This is a genomic window from Duganella sp. Root198D2 (genome assembly GCF_001428585.1).
GTDB lineage: Bacteria > Pseudomonadota > Gammaproteobacteria > Burkholderiales > Burkholderiaceae_D > Rugamonas.
The window spans coordinates 1-16,853 of sequence record NZ_LMIC01000009.1; the positions used below are offsets into that span (position 1 = coordinate 1).

Below are 16,853 nucleotides of genomic sequence, written 5' to 3' on the forward strand. Positions count from 1 at the left end.
CCTACATACGCGTACGTATTAATCCCACCTTCGAGCCCAATCGGATCGGATTGCACATACCGCCCGGTCTGCGGATCATAATCCCTGTAGTAGTTGTAGTGCAGATTGCTTTCGCGATCAAATTGCTGCCCCGGGAACCGCTGATTGTAAGCAAACGTGGTCTGACCGGCCGGCTGCTCGTTAGCCGCATCCTTGCCAAATGGGTCGCTGTTCCATTGCCACGCCATTGCGCCGTCAACATTAGTGATCACACGCGGCGTGTTGAGCTGATCAGTGTGGACAAAGTGCACTGTAGCTTCCCCAGCCGCCAGGGCTGCGGTTGCAGTAACTGCGACCGGTATGTCATCCAGGTACACGTATTCGGTCAGGGCATCGCCCGTGCTCTCAGCGATCAACTTACCGCTTTGGTCGTAGTGGTAGACGGTGCTGGCTGTCGGGGTGGTCTTCAACACGCGCTGGCCAAGCGCGTTGATGTTGTATCTAACGAGGCCAATCGTAGTATTGGCAGAGACCATCCGGCCGCGCGCGTCGTAGTTGAATGCTGCGCTTCCGTTATTGGTGATGCTGCCGTTGGCGTCGGTGGCAATGCTGGTGTTCTGGCTGCCGGCCAGCTGCGTCAGGCGATTGCTGGTCGTCCCGTAGGTGTAGTTGGTCACCGCCGCGCCATTGACGTACTGCGTGCGGTTGCCCACCGCATCGTAGCTGTAGCCGAGACTACGCTGGGCACGCTGCTCGCTTGTGATGCGATCAAGTTGATCGTAGCCGTAGCTACGGTTGTTGGCTGCATTGCCGCCATCGGCTACACCCGTGATGCGGTTTGCGGCGTCGTATGTCAAGGTCTGTACCTGGCCATTGAGCGTGTAGCTCGTCATGCGGCCGTTCAGGTCGTAGCTACGCGAGTAGGTCTGGCCGTTCCCAAATACCAGCGATTGCAACGCTCCAAAGGGCTGATAACTAACTTGGCTGATCAGGAGCGCAGCAGCACCGTCCTTCGTTGTTCGGATTTCCTTGATACGGCCCGCTTCGTCACGCACGTAGTCAACGCTACGGCCGCTCGGGTAGGTCATTCCGCTCAGGCGGCCATATTGATCATAGCGGTAGGCCGTGGTGTAGGCTTGGCCACCAATAGTGCGGGTCTCGCTGGCCATCCTGCCGCGCTGATCGTAGCCATATTGGGTGGCCCCGCTGACGTCAGCGATCTGGCTCAGGTGGCCAAGCGCATAAGCCCCTTGATCGTAGGTGTAGGTTGCACTGGTGCCGTCCGCATAGGTCACGCTAGTGACGCGGTCGAGCGCGTCGTACTTGTATGTCGTGGTCTGGTTTTTCGCATCGGTGCGAGTCGTCAGATTGCCAGCCTCGTCGTAAGTATTAACTGTGTTGCCGGTATCAGGGCTGCTGGTCTGGATCAGGTTGCCCAGGCCATCAATCGTATAGCTGGTGGCCAGGTTGCGGGCATCCGTGACCTTGGTGAGTTGACCCAAGCTATCGTAGGCAAACTGCGTGATGCCGTTCTTGGCGTCTGTGGTTTTGGTCTTGCGGCCTTGCGCATCGTATTCATGCTTGGTGACGCGCGCCAACGGGTCGGTGACTTGAGTCACTCGGCCGACCTCATCGTAGGCGTAATTAGTTGTCGTGTCTTGAACCTGCGCCTGGCTGGCGTTAGCCAGGGCCAGTGCGGTTGGTATGAAGAGCATTTGCTTCAATTTCATTGCACTGCTCCCGTAATTTGCTTCACGCGGTTCCATCCATCGTATGCGCGTGTGATCTGGCGCGTCAGGGCGCCGGTGGCATCTTTGCTTTGTTCGCTGGTGCGGTTACCCATTGCGTCGAGCACGTAGGTAATGCTGTTGCCCAGGGTGTTGCGCACGCCAATCAGGCGGTGGGCGTCGTCGTAGGTGTTGTAGATGGCGCTGCCGTCTGGCAGGGTTACCTGGGTGACCTGGCCGGCACCGTCGTAGTCATAGCTGGTGGTTTCGCTGCCGACTGTGACGGTGGAGATCCAGCCGCGTGCCGTGTAGCTCAAGTCTGTGGCCAGGCCGTTCGGGTCGGTGATGCGGCCTGCCCGGCCATTCGCGTCGTAGTTCGAATAGGTCGTTACGTGGCCAGCCGCGTTGGTTTGGGTGGACAGGTTGCCTTGAGCGTCGTACGTGAAGGTCGATGTTGCGTTGACGCCGGTGCGTGGTCCTTTGGCGGTCAGCACGTGGCCGAAGTTATCGTAGGTATAGGTCCACACTTGAGGCTTGCCGCTCAATACTGCATTGAATCCAGCCGTGCCGGTGGCGTCCGTTGTCGCCTGGAGCGTTTTGGTCAGCACATTGCCGGCTGCGTCGTAGCTAAACGTGGTTCGGCGCAGCGGCTCGGATATGCGAGCTGGCAGGCGGAAGGTCGGGTGCCATTCTGTTTGAATCGTACGCGCGACGGTCGTGCCGGAGGCTTCGATACGCTGGGTCTCCAGGTTGCGGGAAAGGTCAAACGTATATGCCGTTGCCGTTCCGTCGTAATCCGTGTAACGAGCAATATTGCCGTTCGCGTCGTACTCCGTTGACGCGCTTGCCGGAATGTATGGATTGAGTACAGACTGGCGCGAAACGCTGGTCTGGCGCAGGACACCGAGGATGTTCGAATATCTGTAGGTATACGTCGTATTTAATGGATCGGTCATCCACGTTAATGGTGAGTTGGGGTACGTTAGCGTGTACTTTTCTACGGCACCGGCGTGCTCGGTCGAGGTTGCGTGGCGTTGCGAGTCATAAGAGAACGTGGCATAGCGCTTGCCGTTTTCATCGATGATGCCAGTCAAAAGGCGGGCGTTTGTCAGGTTCGACGCCAATGCGGGCTCATCGTAAATATAGGTCCGGCTCTTCCCGTCCGGATAGGTCACTTTCGAGAGATTCTGCGAGCTCTCGTATTCGTACGCTGTAACGTTCCCGGCGGGATCCGACATTGTGGCCATGCTGCCCTTGTCGTTGTACGTGAACTGCAGCGCTCGGCCAAACGGGTCCTGTACTTTCAACAGGTAGCCGGCGCGCGGTGCAATTTCCGGCGGAGTATCTGTGTCGCTATAAACGAAGGTTGTGACGAGTCCATTCCGGTCCGTTTTGCTCAGCAACCGGCCATCCATTGAAAATAGTTCTGTTGTTTCGTTGGAAGCATTTGCGACTTGCCAGCCGATGACAGCGCCGCTGCTATCTACAACTTGCTGAACGCGGTCGTTCACGTCCTTCGACGGCGAATAATCGACGTCGCTGCCAAAGTGAGTCAGGCGGCCTGCTCCCCTGCGAACGCCAAAGCTCTTTGGCGTGCCTTTGCCTGCGTACGGATAGCAGTAATCTTTTGTACTTCCGGGCTCTCGTCCTATGAAGCACGCGAAATCAGGCGACGTTTTGGCGGCTTTGTTGGTGAAGTCGATGCCAAAGATCTGGTAGTTGTGGCGCCACACGCCATCATCACTCCGGTATGTCCGTACAAGCTGCAATGTACCCGATGGACTCTCATAATCCACTTCCGATTGAATTTTGACGCCGCCGTTCACCAGAATTGGATTACCAACCCGGCCAGCCTTCCGCTTATCACATTCATCGCAAGGCGGTTCGGGAGGCTCGTTGCGGGCACACAGGGCCGGCCAGACTGAAGGATGCATTACTTGCCACCATCCGTTAGGGCAACCAACACTAATTAACCCTCCTGTGGGAACCGTATGGCTGCGCCCATCTTCGGTGGTATAAGTCCAAGTGCCCCGCCATTCCCATTGGCCGTTGTTAAACGCAGGCCCAGTATAGGTGCCGATGCTGCCGCCCCAACGCGAGCTGGCCCACGCTTGTGCTGCTGCATCGCCGCTATCCATATAGCCCACTCCGCTGGCCAGATAGGTGATATGAGCACTTGCATATTCAGTGGCTGAAGCCGGACTGATGCACAGCAAATAAGCCCATAAAATAGCTGAACCTATTTCAGCCAAGATTTTCGATTTTCTTATATACATTGTTGATCCATTGAAGAGACGCGTGTGACGACGCGTTTGATCAGGTAATTGTTAAAGCGGGATAAGGATGAAGGCGGGGAAGTAACATCATGGTCAGCATGCGTACCACTTAGCTGACGGTGGCAAGCGGGGTAGGCCATTTCGTCGCGAACACCCATACTTATTACATTCGGGAACTATTGTATCCGGACGGGAATGTTGCAAAACTATCGAATTGTCACGAAAGTGGGCGCGTGTGCTGTTGGCGGTCGCGCTGGGTGCGGACACTCAAAAGTGCCTTGATGGCCAGCTGCATGGGCGCGGCTGGCGGGCAATCAAACGATCTTCTGACGATCAGCCAGCATGGCCTCGTAAGTCAGGTTCTGCAGCAGGGTGAAGTGTGCCGGATCGAGCCCGGTGAATTGCACGCCATAGCTGAACACATCCCGCCCATCCATCTTCTGCGACTGCGCCACCGTGGCATTGCGTACCAGGGCCGTTGTATTGATTCGCACTTGCCGGTCATCTGGCGGCGCCAGCAGGGTAAAGTCCAACTGCACCGTTTCGCCCTCGCGACTCAAAGGCTGGGCCGATTCGATCAGCGCGCCGGAAACGCTCAGGTTCACCATGAAGACCGAAGCATGGCTGCCGTCGTCGCGCGACATCTTGGCCGGGATCTCAACCTTCACGCGCATGGCCGCACGCAGGCTGGTGCCCTGGATCTCGCCTGGGAAGGCCACGTGCGCATACATCAGCGGCCGCAGGAAGACGCGCTGCACGACAGTCGAGAACGAGCAGACATTCACGCCGGAGAAGACGCGCACTGTCAGCTTGTCGCCTTCGGTGACAGCGATGGGCCCATTGTTCTCCATCGGGATTTTGACGATCATGTACTCGTCGCGCACCCACCCAATCACGGTGGAGAAATGCTGCATGGGCCGCAGGGTACGATGGGTGATCAACTGGATGCGCCCGCCAACCTGCAGGTTCATCTGTTCAAACGCATATTCCTGCAATTTGTTTTCGCTCGCCATCGTCGTTATTGTCTGTTTATGAGCAATTTCCCATTGTATATTAACGCCACGCATCAATTAGCGCTTTGTCGATAGGGCCATCCAGTCCAGGCCGACCAGGTGATATGGGTCGGGCTGTATCTTGCCGCAATTGACCCGCGCGCAGGTTTCCTTGGCGCCGAAGCGCCAGCCGCCGTTGTCGTGGTCGAGAATTTCTTTATCCACCAGCTCGCGCGTTTCCTCGTAGCGCCGCGCCATTTCCGGCCGCTGCGCCACCGCCAGGAAGGCCTTCATTCCTTCGGCTTGCTGCCACCAGAATTTTCCGCGATCGACCTGGCCGCTCGTGTAAATGCGGTTGAAGACGCCGCCATCCTGTTCGTCATAGCCTTTTGCCACTGCAAACTTCAGCAAGCGGTCGGCCACGCCGGAATACAGCGGTGGCAGGCCGCGCTTCTCCGCGCTGCGCAGGAGGTGGCTCCATTCGAACTGGTGGCCAATGTCAATGTAGCCCTCATCATTGGCCAGGGGCTTCCACTGCAGGTCATACCACTCGGGAATGTAAGCACCGCCATCCGGCAGGCCGATCATGAGGCGGTTCAGCACGAAGTCGCCCAGTGCGCGCGCATCTGCCACGACTTGCTGGTCACCGGTGGCATCGATCAGGGCCAGCAAGGCCTCGAACATATGCATGATGGGGTTTTGCGAGAGGTATTTCTCCGGCGCCGGAGTAAAGTCGCGGGGCGCGCTGCTGCGCAAGCCACCGGCCGGGTCGCGCAGGTTATTGCGAATGTCGTGCCAGGCCGCCAGCGCCGCTTCCTTGTACTTCGGTTCGCCCGTCACACGTGCCGCATGCGACAGCGCGAGCAGGGCAAAGGCGTGGCCGTAGCTGTTCTTTTTCATGTTGACCGGCTTGCCCTGCGCATCGACACCCTGGAAAAAGCCGCCATGCAGCGGGTCGTGGAAGGTGGTAAGCAGGAGGTCTGCACCGCGCTTGCCCACTTCCAGGTAGCGCGCGTCGCCAGTCGCTTCATACCCGATCAGCATGGTGTACACCATGCGGGAATGGCCGGTCAGGTCGCCGGGAATCCTGCTGGCCGGCAGCCAGCTACGCTCGAACTGTGCCTGCAGCAGGCCGGAAGGCGTAGGCGCCACTGCCAGCCAGCGAGACAGGTGGACGTTGAGGTCTTTGCGGTGCCATTCGGTATTCGCCACGTCGGCTATTGCGCCGCGTCCGCCATTTTCGCTGTCGCAGGCTGCGAGCAGGGCTAAGCATGATGCGACAGCCGCGCGGCGCAGCATCAGGCTTTCCAGTCGCCGGACTTGCCGCCCGCTTTTTCGGTGACGCGGATATCGGTCATCACCATGCCGCGGTCGACGGCTTTGCACATGTCGTAGACGGTCAAGAGGCCGACCTGCACCGCGGTCAGGGCTTCCATTTCCACGCCGGTCTTGCCGTAAGTTTCGACCTGGGCGCGGCAATGGAGGGTGTTGCTGGGTTCATCGGTGGTAAAGTCCACTGCGACGCGGGTCAGGGCCAAAGGGTGGCACAAGGGGACCAGGTCGGCCGTGCGCTTGGAGGCCATGATGGCGGCAATGCGGGCGATGCCAAGGACATCCCCTTTCTTGGCGGTTCCCGATAGAATAAGCGCCAGCGTTTCCGGCTTCATGCGGATACTGCCGGTGGCAACGGCAATACGGTGGGTTTCGGCCTTGGCGCCGACATCGACCATATGGGCCTGGCCGGCAGCGTCAAAATGAGTAAGGTGTTCGGTCATCGCGTAGCTCTCTTGTTGAACGGGTATGATAGCACTGTGAATGCACTACATTTTCGCCGTCCCTTGCTGGCGGCACTGGTTTCCGGCCTGCTGATCGCTGCCCCGGCAGGGCAGGCGCAGCAGACTGAATTGCCGACGCTGGGCGATGCCTCGCGCGAGGACATGTCTCCTGTGATGGAGAAGCGCCTGGGCGAAGAGATCATGCAAAGCCTGCGCTTCGAGCGCGACTACCTGGATGACCCGCCGATCATCGAATACCTGAACAGCTTCGGCACCAAGCTGGTGGATGCGCGGCCGGGTGCGCGCGGCGATGCCAACCTTGAGTACTATTTCTTTGCGATCCGCGACAAGAACCTGAATGCGTTTGCCATGCCGGGCGGCTATATTGGCGTGCACTCGCAGTTGCTGCTGGCGGCGCAGAACGAATCCGAACTGGCGTCGGTGCTGTCGCACGAGATCGGCCACGTGGCGCAGCGCCATATCGCGCGCCAGCTTGGGGCGCAAAAGAACGATGCCCTGATCCCCCTGGCTGCGATGCTGCTTGCTGCGCTGGCTGCCAAGTCCAGTTCAGATGCGGCAATGGGCGTGTTCCTGGGCGGGCAGGGCCTGGCCATCCAGCGCCAGCTGAATTTCGGCCGCGACGCGGAGCGCGAGGCGGACCGTGTCGGTTTCCAGATCATGAATGCTGCCGGTTACGACGCCAGCGGCATGGTGTCCTTCTTCCAGCGCATGCAGAACAGCACGCGCATGTACAGCGACCTGATGCCGCCCTGGCTGATGAGCCACCCGTTGACCACGGAGCGTATCGCCGATATCCAGGCCCGCATCCGCGATCAGAAATTCAGCCAGCGCGTGGACGGCATGGACTTCCACCTGATCCGCGCCCGTGCCCGCGTGCTGCAGGACGAAAGCAGCAAAGGCCTGTCCGACACGGAAGCGGTGTTCAGGAACCAGATACAGCAGCCTGGCCGGCAGAACGTGGCCGCCGGCCAGTACGGCATGGCGATGGTGTCGCTCAAGCGCTCCGAGTTTGCTGCCGCGCAGGAATGGCTGGACAAGGCGCGCGGCACCATCGACAAGCCGCCGGTTGCGGGCGCGTTCAGCACGCCTATCCCGCTTGGCACGACCGATTCGGCGCTGGCCTATATGTCGCTCGAGATCAAGCTGGCGCAGGAGAACAAGCCGGAAGTGATCACCGCCGCTATCGAGGAAGCACAGCTGGCGCAAGGCCGTTTCCCGTTATCGCGCGGCCTGGTGTGGCAATACGCCGACGCCCTGATCAAGGGCGGCAAATACGATGAAGCCACGCGCTTCCTGCGCGACCAGCTGCAGATGTACCGCCGCGAGCCGGAATTGCACGATTACATGGCGCAGGCCTACGCCAAGCAGGGCAAGATCGCCCTGCAGCATATCTCGCTGGCGGAATCCTATGTGCTGCTGGGCGGCGTGCTGGCCGCGCTGGACCAGCTGGCGCTGGCCCGCAAGGCACCCGATGCGACTTACTACGACCAGTCGGTGATCGATGCCCGCGAGCGCGAGCTGCAGGCAAAGCGCCGCGAGATGATGGGCGATAAGAAGAAAGACAAGGAGTAATCAGGCTGGAGGTTCCAGCTCGATGGAAATCTCGATTTCCATCTGCTCCATGCCCGGAACTTTGTCGAGGATTGCGGCGATTTCGTCATACGAAATCGCGGCAACGCCCACCAGGCGCGTTGGATTCCACGCTGGCTCCTCTTCTTCGCCCTCGGCATGCTCGTGCGGCACGCCTTCGCTACACGCTTTGCATAGCGTGCGCACGTTGGACGTCCAGTCTTCAAACGGCATGCCGGCCGCTTCGAATGCGGCTTCCAGCGTCGCCATCTGCTGCTCGGTGGCTTCCTGCACTTCCATGCAGAACGTGCTGAGCTTCGATGCCTCAAACAACTCCAGCACATTGAATACCGAGTATTCCCGGCCGCCCGACTCGCGTTTGCCGACGCTGGCGCCGTCGTGCAGGACGATGTCCCCGCAACGGAATCCTGAGTCCGGGTATGGAATGTTGCGCAGCACGGCGCGTACCGGGTCGATACGGGTGGCCCAGACTACTTCGCCGTCGCCGTCCGGGTTCAGCCGAACAGGCGTCGGGCCGAAGTCCATGTCAATCGGCCCTTCTGTCCCCTCGAGCTTGATGCCGTTATCGGCCCAGGCCTGGCGCACCGTAGCCCAGTCGCGCAGCGCAGTCGCTGCGATGGCCAGGTTCCAGCGGCTCGCTTCGTCGTCCGGCCGCAGTGCATATGCACGCTGGTTGTAATCGAAGGATTTGACCCAGTCGTTGCGGTACTTGTAGATCAGGCCAATGTTGTACAGCGTTTTTGCTGCGTCCGGGTTGAGCCGCAATGCCTCTTCATAAGCCTGGAGCGCCAGGTCGTCATTGCCGGCCTCACGATGGGCGATGCCTTGTTCGTTCAGTTCTTCTGCGCGTTCAAAATTATTCATGCGGTTTTCCGTTTGGCGACCCAGTCATTGACTACGCCTTCCAGCAGGGTCAATGGCAAGGCGCCGTGTATCAGTACTTCGTTGTGGAATTGTTTCAGGTCGAACTTGTTGCCAAGCTCCTTCTTCGCCTGCTCGCGCAGCGCGAGAATCTTCAGCATGCCGACCTTGTAAGCCAGCGCCTGGCCTGGATTGACGAAGTAGCGTTCGATCTCCGCCGTCACATCGCCTTCCGCCATGCCGGTGGTGTTCATCATGTAATCAATGGCCTGCTCGCGCGTCCAGCGCTTGTAATGAATGCCGGTATCGACCACCAGGCGGGTCGCGCGCATCATTTCGTCGCGCAGGCGGCCCAGGTTATCCAGCTGGGTTTTCTGGAACCCCTGTTCCGCCGCCAGCCGTTCCGCGTACAGCGCCCAGCCCTCATTGTAGGCAGTGAACGGAATGATCTTGCGGAAGAATGGTACGCCCGTCATCTCCTGCTGGATCGCGATCTGGAAATGGTGGCCCGGAATGCCTTCGTGGTAAGCCAGCGTGCGCATGGCGAACTTCGGCGTTTCGCCCGGTGCGCGCATGTTCGCGTAGAACACGCCCGGCCGGCTGCCGTCGAAAGAGCCCTGCATATAATAGGCACCTGGTGCAGTCGCCTGCGATGCGACCGGCACCGCCTGCACTTCAACGCCCAGTTTCGGGCGCACGTCGAACACCGGGTCGAGGCCTTTGTTGACCTCGTCCAGGATGGCCTGGTACTGCGCCAGCATGGCCTTCTTGCCTTCGTCGGTATTCGCATACTGCTGCTCAGGGCGCGAAGCCAGGATCTGCACGCGCTTGCCGATCGAACCTTCGGCCAGGCCTTCACCTTTGAGGATGGCATCCATCTCCGCGCCAACGCGCTCGACTTCCGCCAGGCCCAGTTCATGCACCTGCTGCGGCGTCAGGTTCGAAGTCGTATGCTGGCGCACTGCCCAGGCGTAGTAAGCTTCGCCGTTCGGCAAGCTCCAGGCGCCATTGTTGGTAGTGGCCTTGGATTGCAGCGCGGTGAAAGCATCAATCAGCTTGCCATAGGCAGGGTAGACCGCCTCCTGCACTGCCTTTTCGGTTTGGGCCAGCAAGGCGCTGCGCTCGGTGTCGGACAGCTCTTTCACCTTGGCCAGCTTGTCGCGCATATTGGTCACCAGCACATGCTCGTTGACCGGCGTGGCGACAACGGCCTTCATTTCCGCCAGCACTTTGTCGACGGTGAATTTCGGCGGCACGATCCCTTTGCTTTCGCTATGGCGAATCGCTTCCGCCACCTGGCCGAATTTGACCGGGAACAGGTTCAGGCGTGCGATATAGGCTGCCGCCTCGCCCTTGTCCGTAACCTGGTGCACGTCGGTCATGAATTGCGGCAGCATGCTCTGCACGCCCATCATCTGGTTGACCGGGAAGCCATGATCGATGAATGCTTCGCCCTCTACCTGGCTTTTCAGGAAGAAGCGCAGCGTGTCGTAGGACAGCTTGCCCTCGGCATCGAGACCTTCCGTGCTGTAGCTCTCCAGCATGGCCAGGTCTTGTTTGAGTTGTGCCATTTGTTTGACGCTGTGGGCGGGCGAAGCGTCATCGAGCTTCTTGCTGTAAAAGTCCAGCCAGCCGGGCAGGATGCGCATGTCGGACAGCATTTCGGGGCTGTCGATCGCATAGGCGGCAAATACGCGGGCGTAGAACCAGTCCAGCTTGAGGGGCTTGAAATACCAGGTGTGGGCGACGAGGGCCAGGGCCAGCACAACCAGGCCGAGCGCAATACCGCCCAGCCACTTTGCAGCACGTTTCATCAGGGAGTTCTCCGGGATTGTTTTTCTCTTAACATCATGCCCCGGAGAGGGCAACCGGTCAAGGTTGCGGCTGGCGCTTGAAACTGAATGCTTGCGGCACGGTGTCGCGCGCGATTGCCGCCAGCGGCACGGCGCGCTCACCGACGCGCAAGGTGAGCGGCGACAGGCTGGCAGGATCGCTGGCCGCGGCATCCAGCCATGCCAGCAGGGCGTTGTCGCCTACCTGGCGGCCGTTCAGTTCCAGTTGCGGCAGCACTTGCGCGAAGTCGCGGTCGTCGAGCTGTGCCAGCACATCGCCGCTGCGCAGCAGCAGCTCGCCGGCTTCGGTCAGCCAGGCCGCATCCACTTCGCCCAGCGGTGCACCGGTATGCAGCACGAAGCCGTGGACCGGATCGGTGCGCGCAATGAACGGTGTGGTCTCGAGGTTCAGGTACACGCGCTGCGGGCCGTTCTGGAAATACCAGCGGCCCTGTTCATCGCTCTGGTAATTGCGCGTGATGAAGCCGACCAGTGCCGGGTTGGTCAGCTTGTCGCCCGCTTCGTTGAAATGCTGCGCGCGCTCATCGCGCATGCGCCAGTTGCCGCGCGCATCGAGCGCCAGCCAGCCGTAGCAATGCGGCACATTCGGCCACTTGACCATCGCCTGTTTGACTATTTCATCCATTGTTCAAGCCTCGGCCATCTCGCGGGTTTCGACGGCGGTCAGGAAGTTCAGCATGCGCAGTGGCAGCCAATCGAGGCTGCCCGGCATGCGGCCGGTGGCGAAACCCACATGGCCGCCTTCTTCCGGATAGTCCAGCACCACATGGCGCGATGCATCGCGCGGCAAATATGCACCCGGCATGAAGGGGTCGTTCTTCGCATTCAGCACCAGGGTCGGCACCGTGATATCGGTCAGCACGTGTTTGGCGCTGGCGCGGTCCCAGTAATCGTCCGCATCGCGGTAGCCGTGCAGCGGCGCCGTAACCACATTGTCGAAGGCGTGCAAATCCTGCGCTGCCATCAGCGCATCAAGGTCGAACAGGCCGGGGAATTGCTGCAGCTTGGCCAGGCATTTCGGTTTCAGCGTTTGCAGGAACATGCGCGTGTAGAGGCGGCTCAAGCCGCGCGACAGGGCGTTGCCGCCTTGCGCCAGGTCGAGCGGCGCCGATACGGCGCAAGCCGCGTCGATAAACCCTGCCTGGTGCTGCGATTCGCCCAGCCAGCGCAGCAGCACATTGCCGCCCAGCGAAACGCCGCAAGCGTAGAACTTGCCGGTGGCATGCGGATGCAGGCGGCGGATGATCCAGTCCAGTTCACCGGAATCGCCGGAATGATAGAAGCGCGGCGCCAGGTTCGCTTCGCCGGAACAGCCGCGGAAATGCGGTACGGCGCCGGACCAGCCGCGGCGCGTGATTTCCGCCATCAGGGCGCGCGAGTAATGGCTGTCGGACGAGCCTTCCAATCCGTGGAACAGCACCACAAAGGGCTTGCCCGGCGTGCCGTCGACGAAATCGACATCGATGAAATCCGCGTCCGGGGTATGCCACCGTTCGCGGCGGAAACGGACGTCGGGCTTGGCTATGCAGGTAGCCGGGTAAATGGTCTGCAAATGGCCGCTCGGCAGCCAGAATGGGGCGATGTAGTTCATGGCGCGGCTGGGATCGACCCAGCGGGCCGGATCCCCCTTTTTTTAGTGCAGTATTTGAGCGCGCGGATCGACGGGAACAGGTCCCGGCGCTACAGACACATGATGCAACACAATGCGCCAACCCTTCGGTGTCTTAACGTACACATTGGTCGCAATCAGGTGCGCCGGCTCGCCGCTTGCCGCTGTGACGCCCTCGATGACAGTATGCACCGAACTCATCAGGTTGTGTGTCTCATGCAGCTGGGACGGGCGAATTTGCAACCCGCCGTGTTCCAAAAGTGCACTCCAGGAATCGCGGATGGCGCCATGCCCGATCAGGCGCGGGCCGCCGGGATGGATGCAGACGATTTCCTCGTCATCCGCCCACAGCGCCATCAAGGCTTCCAGGTCGGCCCGGTTCAAGGCATCGTAAAAGGCTGCTTCGACTTCTGCCGCACTGCCATTCTGGTGTTTACGTGCTGCCATCCGGGCTCCGGGGATAGATTAGTGGTGGCCGACTTCGGTACCAGGCTTCAGCTGGTACTGGGTGCCGCAGTATGGGCATTTCGCTTCACCATGCTTGAAGTCCAGGAACACGCGCGGGTGAGAAGACCACAGCGGCATGGCTGGATTCGGGCAGTAGGCCGGCAGGTCTTTGCCATCGAGTTCTACTGGCTGGGTGGCGTTGCTCATCTTATAACACTCCGCAAGATCAAAAACCAAGATTTTAATGCATCCCGGCAGCGAAAAGCATTCGTCGGTAGAATGTCGGCTTTCCCAAGCGGTTGCAAATGAGTTCTCCAGATAGCCTGCCCGATGTCGCAGCCCACCACGAGCCATCCTGGCGCGCAGGGCTGAAAGACGGCACCCCAACCCTGTTCGGCATCACCGCATGGGGCCTGGTGGTGGGTGTGGCCATGGTCAAATCCGGCCTGACCGTAGGGCAGGCGCTGGGCATGACCCTGCTGGTGTTTGCCGGTTCCGCGCAACTCGCCTCGCTGCCGCTGATCGCCGCTGCCGCGCCGATCTGGGTGATCTTCCTGACCGCAGTGGTGGTCAATCTTCGATTCGTGATTTTTGCCGCCATACTGGCGCCGCATTTTGCCAAGCTGCCGTTATGGCGCCGCTTCCTGCTTGGCTACGGCGCCGGCGACATGACCACCGCCTTTTTCATGCAGCGCTACCCGACCGAAAAGCCGGAGGCAGGCAAGGTGTCTTACCTGCGCGGCCTGCTGTACCCAAACTTTCTCGCCTGGCAATCCGGCTCCATCGCCGGCATTTTGCTTGGCAGCGCAGTGCCGGCCGAATGGGGACTCGGATTTGCCGGCACGCTGGCGATTGTCTGCATCACAGTGCCGATGGTGGCCAGTCGTCCGGCCTTGTGCGGCGCGCTGGTAGCCGGCGTGACCGCAGTGCTGGCGCATGGCTTCCCGTACAAACTGGGCCTGCTGGCCGCGGTCCTGGTTGGCATGGTCACTGCCATGGCGGTTGAAGGAATGATCGAACGACGAAAGGGCGCCAATGTCTGACCTTGAAATCTGGCTGACGATCGGCGCCCTGGTTTGCGCCACTGCAGTCACGCGCTCCTCGTTCTGGGTGATCGGCGAGCACGTCTCGATCCCGACCCGGGTGCAGGAGATGCTGCGCTATGCACCCGCCTGCGCGCTGGCCGCCATCATCGGGCCCGACCTGCTGCTCGACCCGCAAGGCACAGTCGAATTCAGCCTCCACAACTACAAGCTGCTGGCTGGCGCCGCCGCCATCGCCTATTACCTCGTTCGCCGAAATATGCTTGAGACAATTGTGTTCGGCATGGCATGCTTTACGGCATTGCGATTAATTCTCTCCTAAACTATGGCACGAAACTTCCTGATCCCAGCTTTGCTGATGATTGCCGGCGCTACCCAGGCGGCAGACTTTTATGGAGACGGAAGTTGCCCATCGGCGGTGACGACGGCGCAAGAGGCGGCAAACAAGGCCGACTGGATCATGGAGGCCACCGTTTACACGATCATTACCTTCAACGGCAAACTATATCCCTCCGATGTGACTGTTGAAGAAGCCAAGATGGTGGCCGAACGCGATCCGAAAAAGATCGGCAAGTCGTTGACGCTGGAAATCAGCCCCTGTTTTGCCGGCGGCCGGAAACCATTCAAGGCGCGCGGCAAAGATCAAATGGAAGGTAAGCGCTACCGCTTCTACGGCACGCGCCATGCCGTATCTCCACTGCGCCGGTTCTTCTATATGGAGCCGGTCGAGAAACAGATGCCCGCGATCCAGGATGCAATTTCGCGGTTGGTGACACGTCCCCACGAAAATAAGGGGGCGAAAGCGTTGGCAGACGGATGGCAGCATGTTCGCTCGACCGAAGGCGGCTTTTCTGTCGACCTGCCAGGGGAAGTATTCGACGCGACCAAGGCGAATGGCGATGCACCCGGATTTATCTTGCGCTCCAAAGACACATTTGGCTCTACCTTCATGGCTGTATTCGAGCGGTCGGGCCGCGATGCAGGCATGCACCGTAGTTACGATCAGCAAATGGAGAAGGCGAGTCCCGAGCAGGTAGTGAATTTCAGGGGATACCCATCGGTCCTGTCGAAAGGTTCCCTTCCTGGCGAGAGCACAATGGCAACCCGTAGCCTGTTTATTCGCGTGCCGGGAGGTACATACATGCTTGGTGTAACAATGCCCCAGGGTGCTGAGGGCGAGTCGCTGAAGAGCTGGGAACGGTTCACAAATTCCCTGGTGTTCAACTAAGCAACCAGTAGCGCGCCGTCCTGAAATCTCAATAGCACAGTTGGGAGGATAAATGGTCGAACTGGATCACATGATTTTACGGGTGAGCGACCCGGCGGCATCAATTCGCTTTTATGAAGGCGTGCTGGGCTTCCAGCATGAGGGCAGGGCTGGCCCGTTCGAGATCGTACGCGTCAGCGAGGGTTTCACGCTGGACCTGCTGGCGGAGCCGCCAACCATGCACCTGCACCTGGCCTTCCGCGTCGAGCCCGAACACTTCGAGCGCGTGATGATGCAGTTGCGCGAGCGCCGCATTCCGTTCGGCGGCAACCATATGGACCGCTCGGGCAGCACGCCCCAGCCCCAGTACGGTGCGCGCGGACTGGCGCTGGCTTGCTACTTCGAAGACCCGGACGGACACAACCTGGAGATCCGCTACTAAACCTGCCACAGCTTGCGCGCTTCTTCGGCAATGATGTCGGGGAATTCTTCCTGGAAGAACAGCTTGCCTTCCGGGATGGCGCGAATGCCCTGCGAGCGCGGGAAGAGCTGGTCCAGGTAGCGCGCATCGGCGAGCGTAAAGATCGTATCGCTGGCGCCCCAGACCATTTTTACGGGAACGCTGCTGCGCCGTAGTTCGGCCTCAATGCCGGCCAGCGGGTTCGGCGACAGGGCATTGTGGAATTCATGGTATTGCTTGCGCCGCAGCGGTGAACTCACCAGCGGGGCGGCGTAGTATTCGATGATTTCATCCGTCAATTGCGCGGGATTGTGGAAGACGGCGGCGCCAAAAGTGGCGCGGGCCATTGCCTTATTGGTCAGCCATTTGGCAGTGTCGTCGGCCAGGGTGCCGTTGCGCGCCATCTCCAGCACTGGGGCGATTTCAGCGGGCGGGCTGTGCGGTTCGATATCACAGTTGGTCAACATCATGCTGCGCACGCGTTGCGGGTAGCGCAGCAGGAATAGCTGCGCGACGGCGCCACCGCTGTCGCTGGCGATGACATCCACTGTGCCGGCGCCGAGCTTGTCGAGCAAGGCGGCCAGCATGTCGGCCTGGGCGGATGCTGCCAGCGACTGGTGCGCGGGCGCTTCCGAATATCCCAGGCCCATGAAGTCGGGTGCGATGCAGCGGCGGTGCGGCGACAGGCGCTCAAGCGCGCCGCGCCACTGGAAGCTGTTCAGCGGGGCACCGTGCAGGAACAGCGCTGCTGCCGGTCCGTTTCCGCGCTCGACGTAGGCGATGCGGCCAAAGGGCAGTCCGGCAAAGCGGCGCGCTGCGCGGAATTTTTCGACCTCGGTTGCGGCGGCGGCATTGGATAGCTGCGGAACGGTGCTGGCGGCAAGCGCTGCGCCAGCCAGGGAAAGGAAGTTTCGGCGTTTCAATTGAGGTCTCCATGCGGTGGCTGATTGATTGGACTGATGCTATCGGCAGCGCTGGCAGGCCGCGCGCATAATCGGCCGCTGGCGAGCACA

The 16,853-nt window shown here is 60.3% G+C and carries 17 protein-coding genes; 5 read left to right on the top strand and 12 right to left on the bottom strand.

The genetic code is table 11. From position 1 onward, the window contains the following. The 5 genes from ASE26_RS10410 to moaC form a co-directional block, all read right to left on the bottom strand. On the bottom strand, positions 1–1,709 hold a 1,709-nt coding region (locus ASE26_RS10410), incomplete at its 3' end, for an RHS repeat-associated core domain-containing protein (protein WP_057246180.1). Next, positions 1,706–3,982 (bottom strand): RHS repeat protein, encoded by a 2,277-nt coding sequence (locus tag ASE26_RS10415; RefSeq protein WP_082507434.1) that lies wholly within the window; start codon positions 3,980–3,982, stop codon positions 1,706–1,708. The genes ASE26_RS10410 and ASE26_RS10415, both read right to left, overlap by 4 nt. Positions 3,983–4,296: 314 nt before the next feature. Further along, entirely contained in the window at positions 4,297–4,995 is a 699-nt protein-coding gene (locus ASE26_RS10420) for a flagellar brake protein (RefSeq protein WP_055933929.1), read from the bottom strand. 57 nt (positions 4,996–5,052) lie between these two features. Beyond that, positions 5,053–6,273 carry an AGE family epimerase/isomerase gene (locus ASE26_RS10425; RefSeq protein WP_055933927.1) on the bottom strand — a complete coding sequence of 407 codons (1,221 nt, stop codon included), beginning with the start codon at positions 6,271–6,273 and terminating at the stop codon, positions 5,053–5,055. Beyond that, positions 6,273–6,749 (bottom strand): cyclic pyranopterin monophosphate synthase MoaC, encoded by a 477-nt coding sequence (moaC, locus tag ASE26_RS10430; RefSeq protein ID WP_055933926.1) that lies wholly within the window; start codon positions 6,747–6,749, stop codon positions 6,273–6,275. The genes ASE26_RS10425 and moaC overlap by 1 nt, the downstream gene beginning before the upstream one ends. Between moaC and ASE26_RS10435 the strand changes: the two genes are divergently transcribed. After that, entirely contained in the window at positions 6,729–8,342 is a 1,614-nt protein-coding gene (locus ASE26_RS10435; protein ID WP_082507456.1) for a M48 family metalloprotease, read from the top strand. The two genes, moaC and ASE26_RS10435, sit on opposite strands and share 21 nt — an antisense overlap. Here ASE26_RS10435 and ASE26_RS10440 read toward each other — a convergent pair whose 3' ends face one another. From ASE26_RS10440 to ASE26_RS10465, 6 genes are read right to left on the bottom strand one after another with little or no spacing between them, the layout of a single operon-like run. Then, complete coding sequence (locus ASE26_RS10440; protein WP_055933922.1) at positions 8,343–9,224, bottom strand: tetratricopeptide repeat protein; 882 nt, start codon at positions 9,222–9,224, stop codon at positions 8,343–8,345. Beyond that, positions 9,221–11,035 (bottom strand): DUF885 family protein, encoded by a 1,815-nt coding sequence (locus ASE26_RS10445; RefSeq protein ID WP_055933921.1) that lies wholly within the window; start codon positions 11,033–11,035, stop codon positions 9,221–9,223. The genes ASE26_RS10440 and ASE26_RS10445 overlap by 4 nt, the downstream gene beginning before the upstream one ends. A 58-nt stretch (positions 11,036–11,093) precedes the next feature. Further along, positions 11,094–11,699: a DUF2946 family protein gene (locus tag ASE26_RS10450; RefSeq protein WP_055933919.1), complete on the bottom strand. Its 606-nt coding sequence runs from the start codon at positions 11,697–11,699 to the stop codon at positions 11,094–11,096. Positions 11,700–11,702: 3 nt separating this feature from the next. Continuing rightward, positions 11,703–12,665, bottom strand: coding sequence for a YheT family hydrolase (locus tag ASE26_RS10455; RefSeq protein ID WP_055933916.1), 963 nt, complete (start codon positions 12,663–12,665; stop codon positions 11,703–11,705). A gap of 42 nt (positions 12,666–12,707) precedes the next feature. Further along, on the bottom strand, positions 12,708–13,130 hold the full coding sequence (locus tag ASE26_RS10460) for a nuclear transport factor 2 family protein (RefSeq protein WP_055933914.1): 423 nt from the start codon (positions 13,128–13,130) through the stop codon (positions 12,708–12,710). 18 nt (positions 13,131–13,148) lie between these two features. Next, entirely contained in the window at positions 13,149–13,337 is a 189-nt protein-coding gene (locus ASE26_RS10465; protein ID WP_055933912.1) for a zinc-finger domain-containing protein, read from the bottom strand. 98 nt (positions 13,338–13,435) lie between these two features. Between ASE26_RS10465 and ASE26_RS10470 the strand changes: the two genes are divergently transcribed. Genes ASE26_RS10470 through ASE26_RS10485 form a run of 4 tightly spaced genes read left to right on the top strand, consistent with a single transcriptional unit; the run spans position 13,436 to position 15,822 of the window. Continuing rightward, positions 13,436–14,173, top strand: a complete 738-nt coding sequence (locus ASE26_RS10470) for an AzlC family ABC transporter permease (protein WP_055933911.1) — start codon at positions 13,436–13,438, stop codon at positions 14,171–14,173. Further along, a complete protein-coding gene (locus tag ASE26_RS10475) occupies positions 14,166–14,495 on the top strand; it encodes an AzlD domain-containing protein (protein WP_055933909.1) in 330 nt (109 codons plus the stop codon). Before ASE26_RS10470 ends, ASE26_RS10475 begins: the two co-directional genes overlap by 8 nt. A 3-nt stretch (positions 14,496–14,498) precedes the next feature. Continuing rightward, positions 14,499–15,401, top strand: a complete 903-nt coding sequence (locus tag ASE26_RS10480) for a hypothetical protein (protein WP_055933908.1) — start codon at positions 14,499–14,501, stop codon at positions 15,399–15,401. A 52-nt stretch (positions 15,402–15,453) separates the two neighbouring features. Beyond that, positions 15,454–15,822 (top strand): VOC family protein, encoded by a 369-nt coding sequence (locus tag ASE26_RS10485; RefSeq protein WP_055933906.1) that lies wholly within the window; start codon positions 15,454–15,456, stop codon positions 15,820–15,822. Here the strand turns inward: ASE26_RS10485 and ASE26_RS10490 are convergent. Further along, the gene (locus ASE26_RS10490; protein ID WP_055933904.1) at positions 15,819–16,763 is read right to left on the bottom strand and encodes an alpha/beta fold hydrolase; all 945 of its coding nucleotides are present in this window, start codon (positions 16,761–16,763) and stop codon (positions 15,819–15,821) included. The genes ASE26_RS10485 and ASE26_RS10490 overlap by 4 nt on opposite strands. Positions 16,764–16,853: the final 90 nt, after the last annotated feature.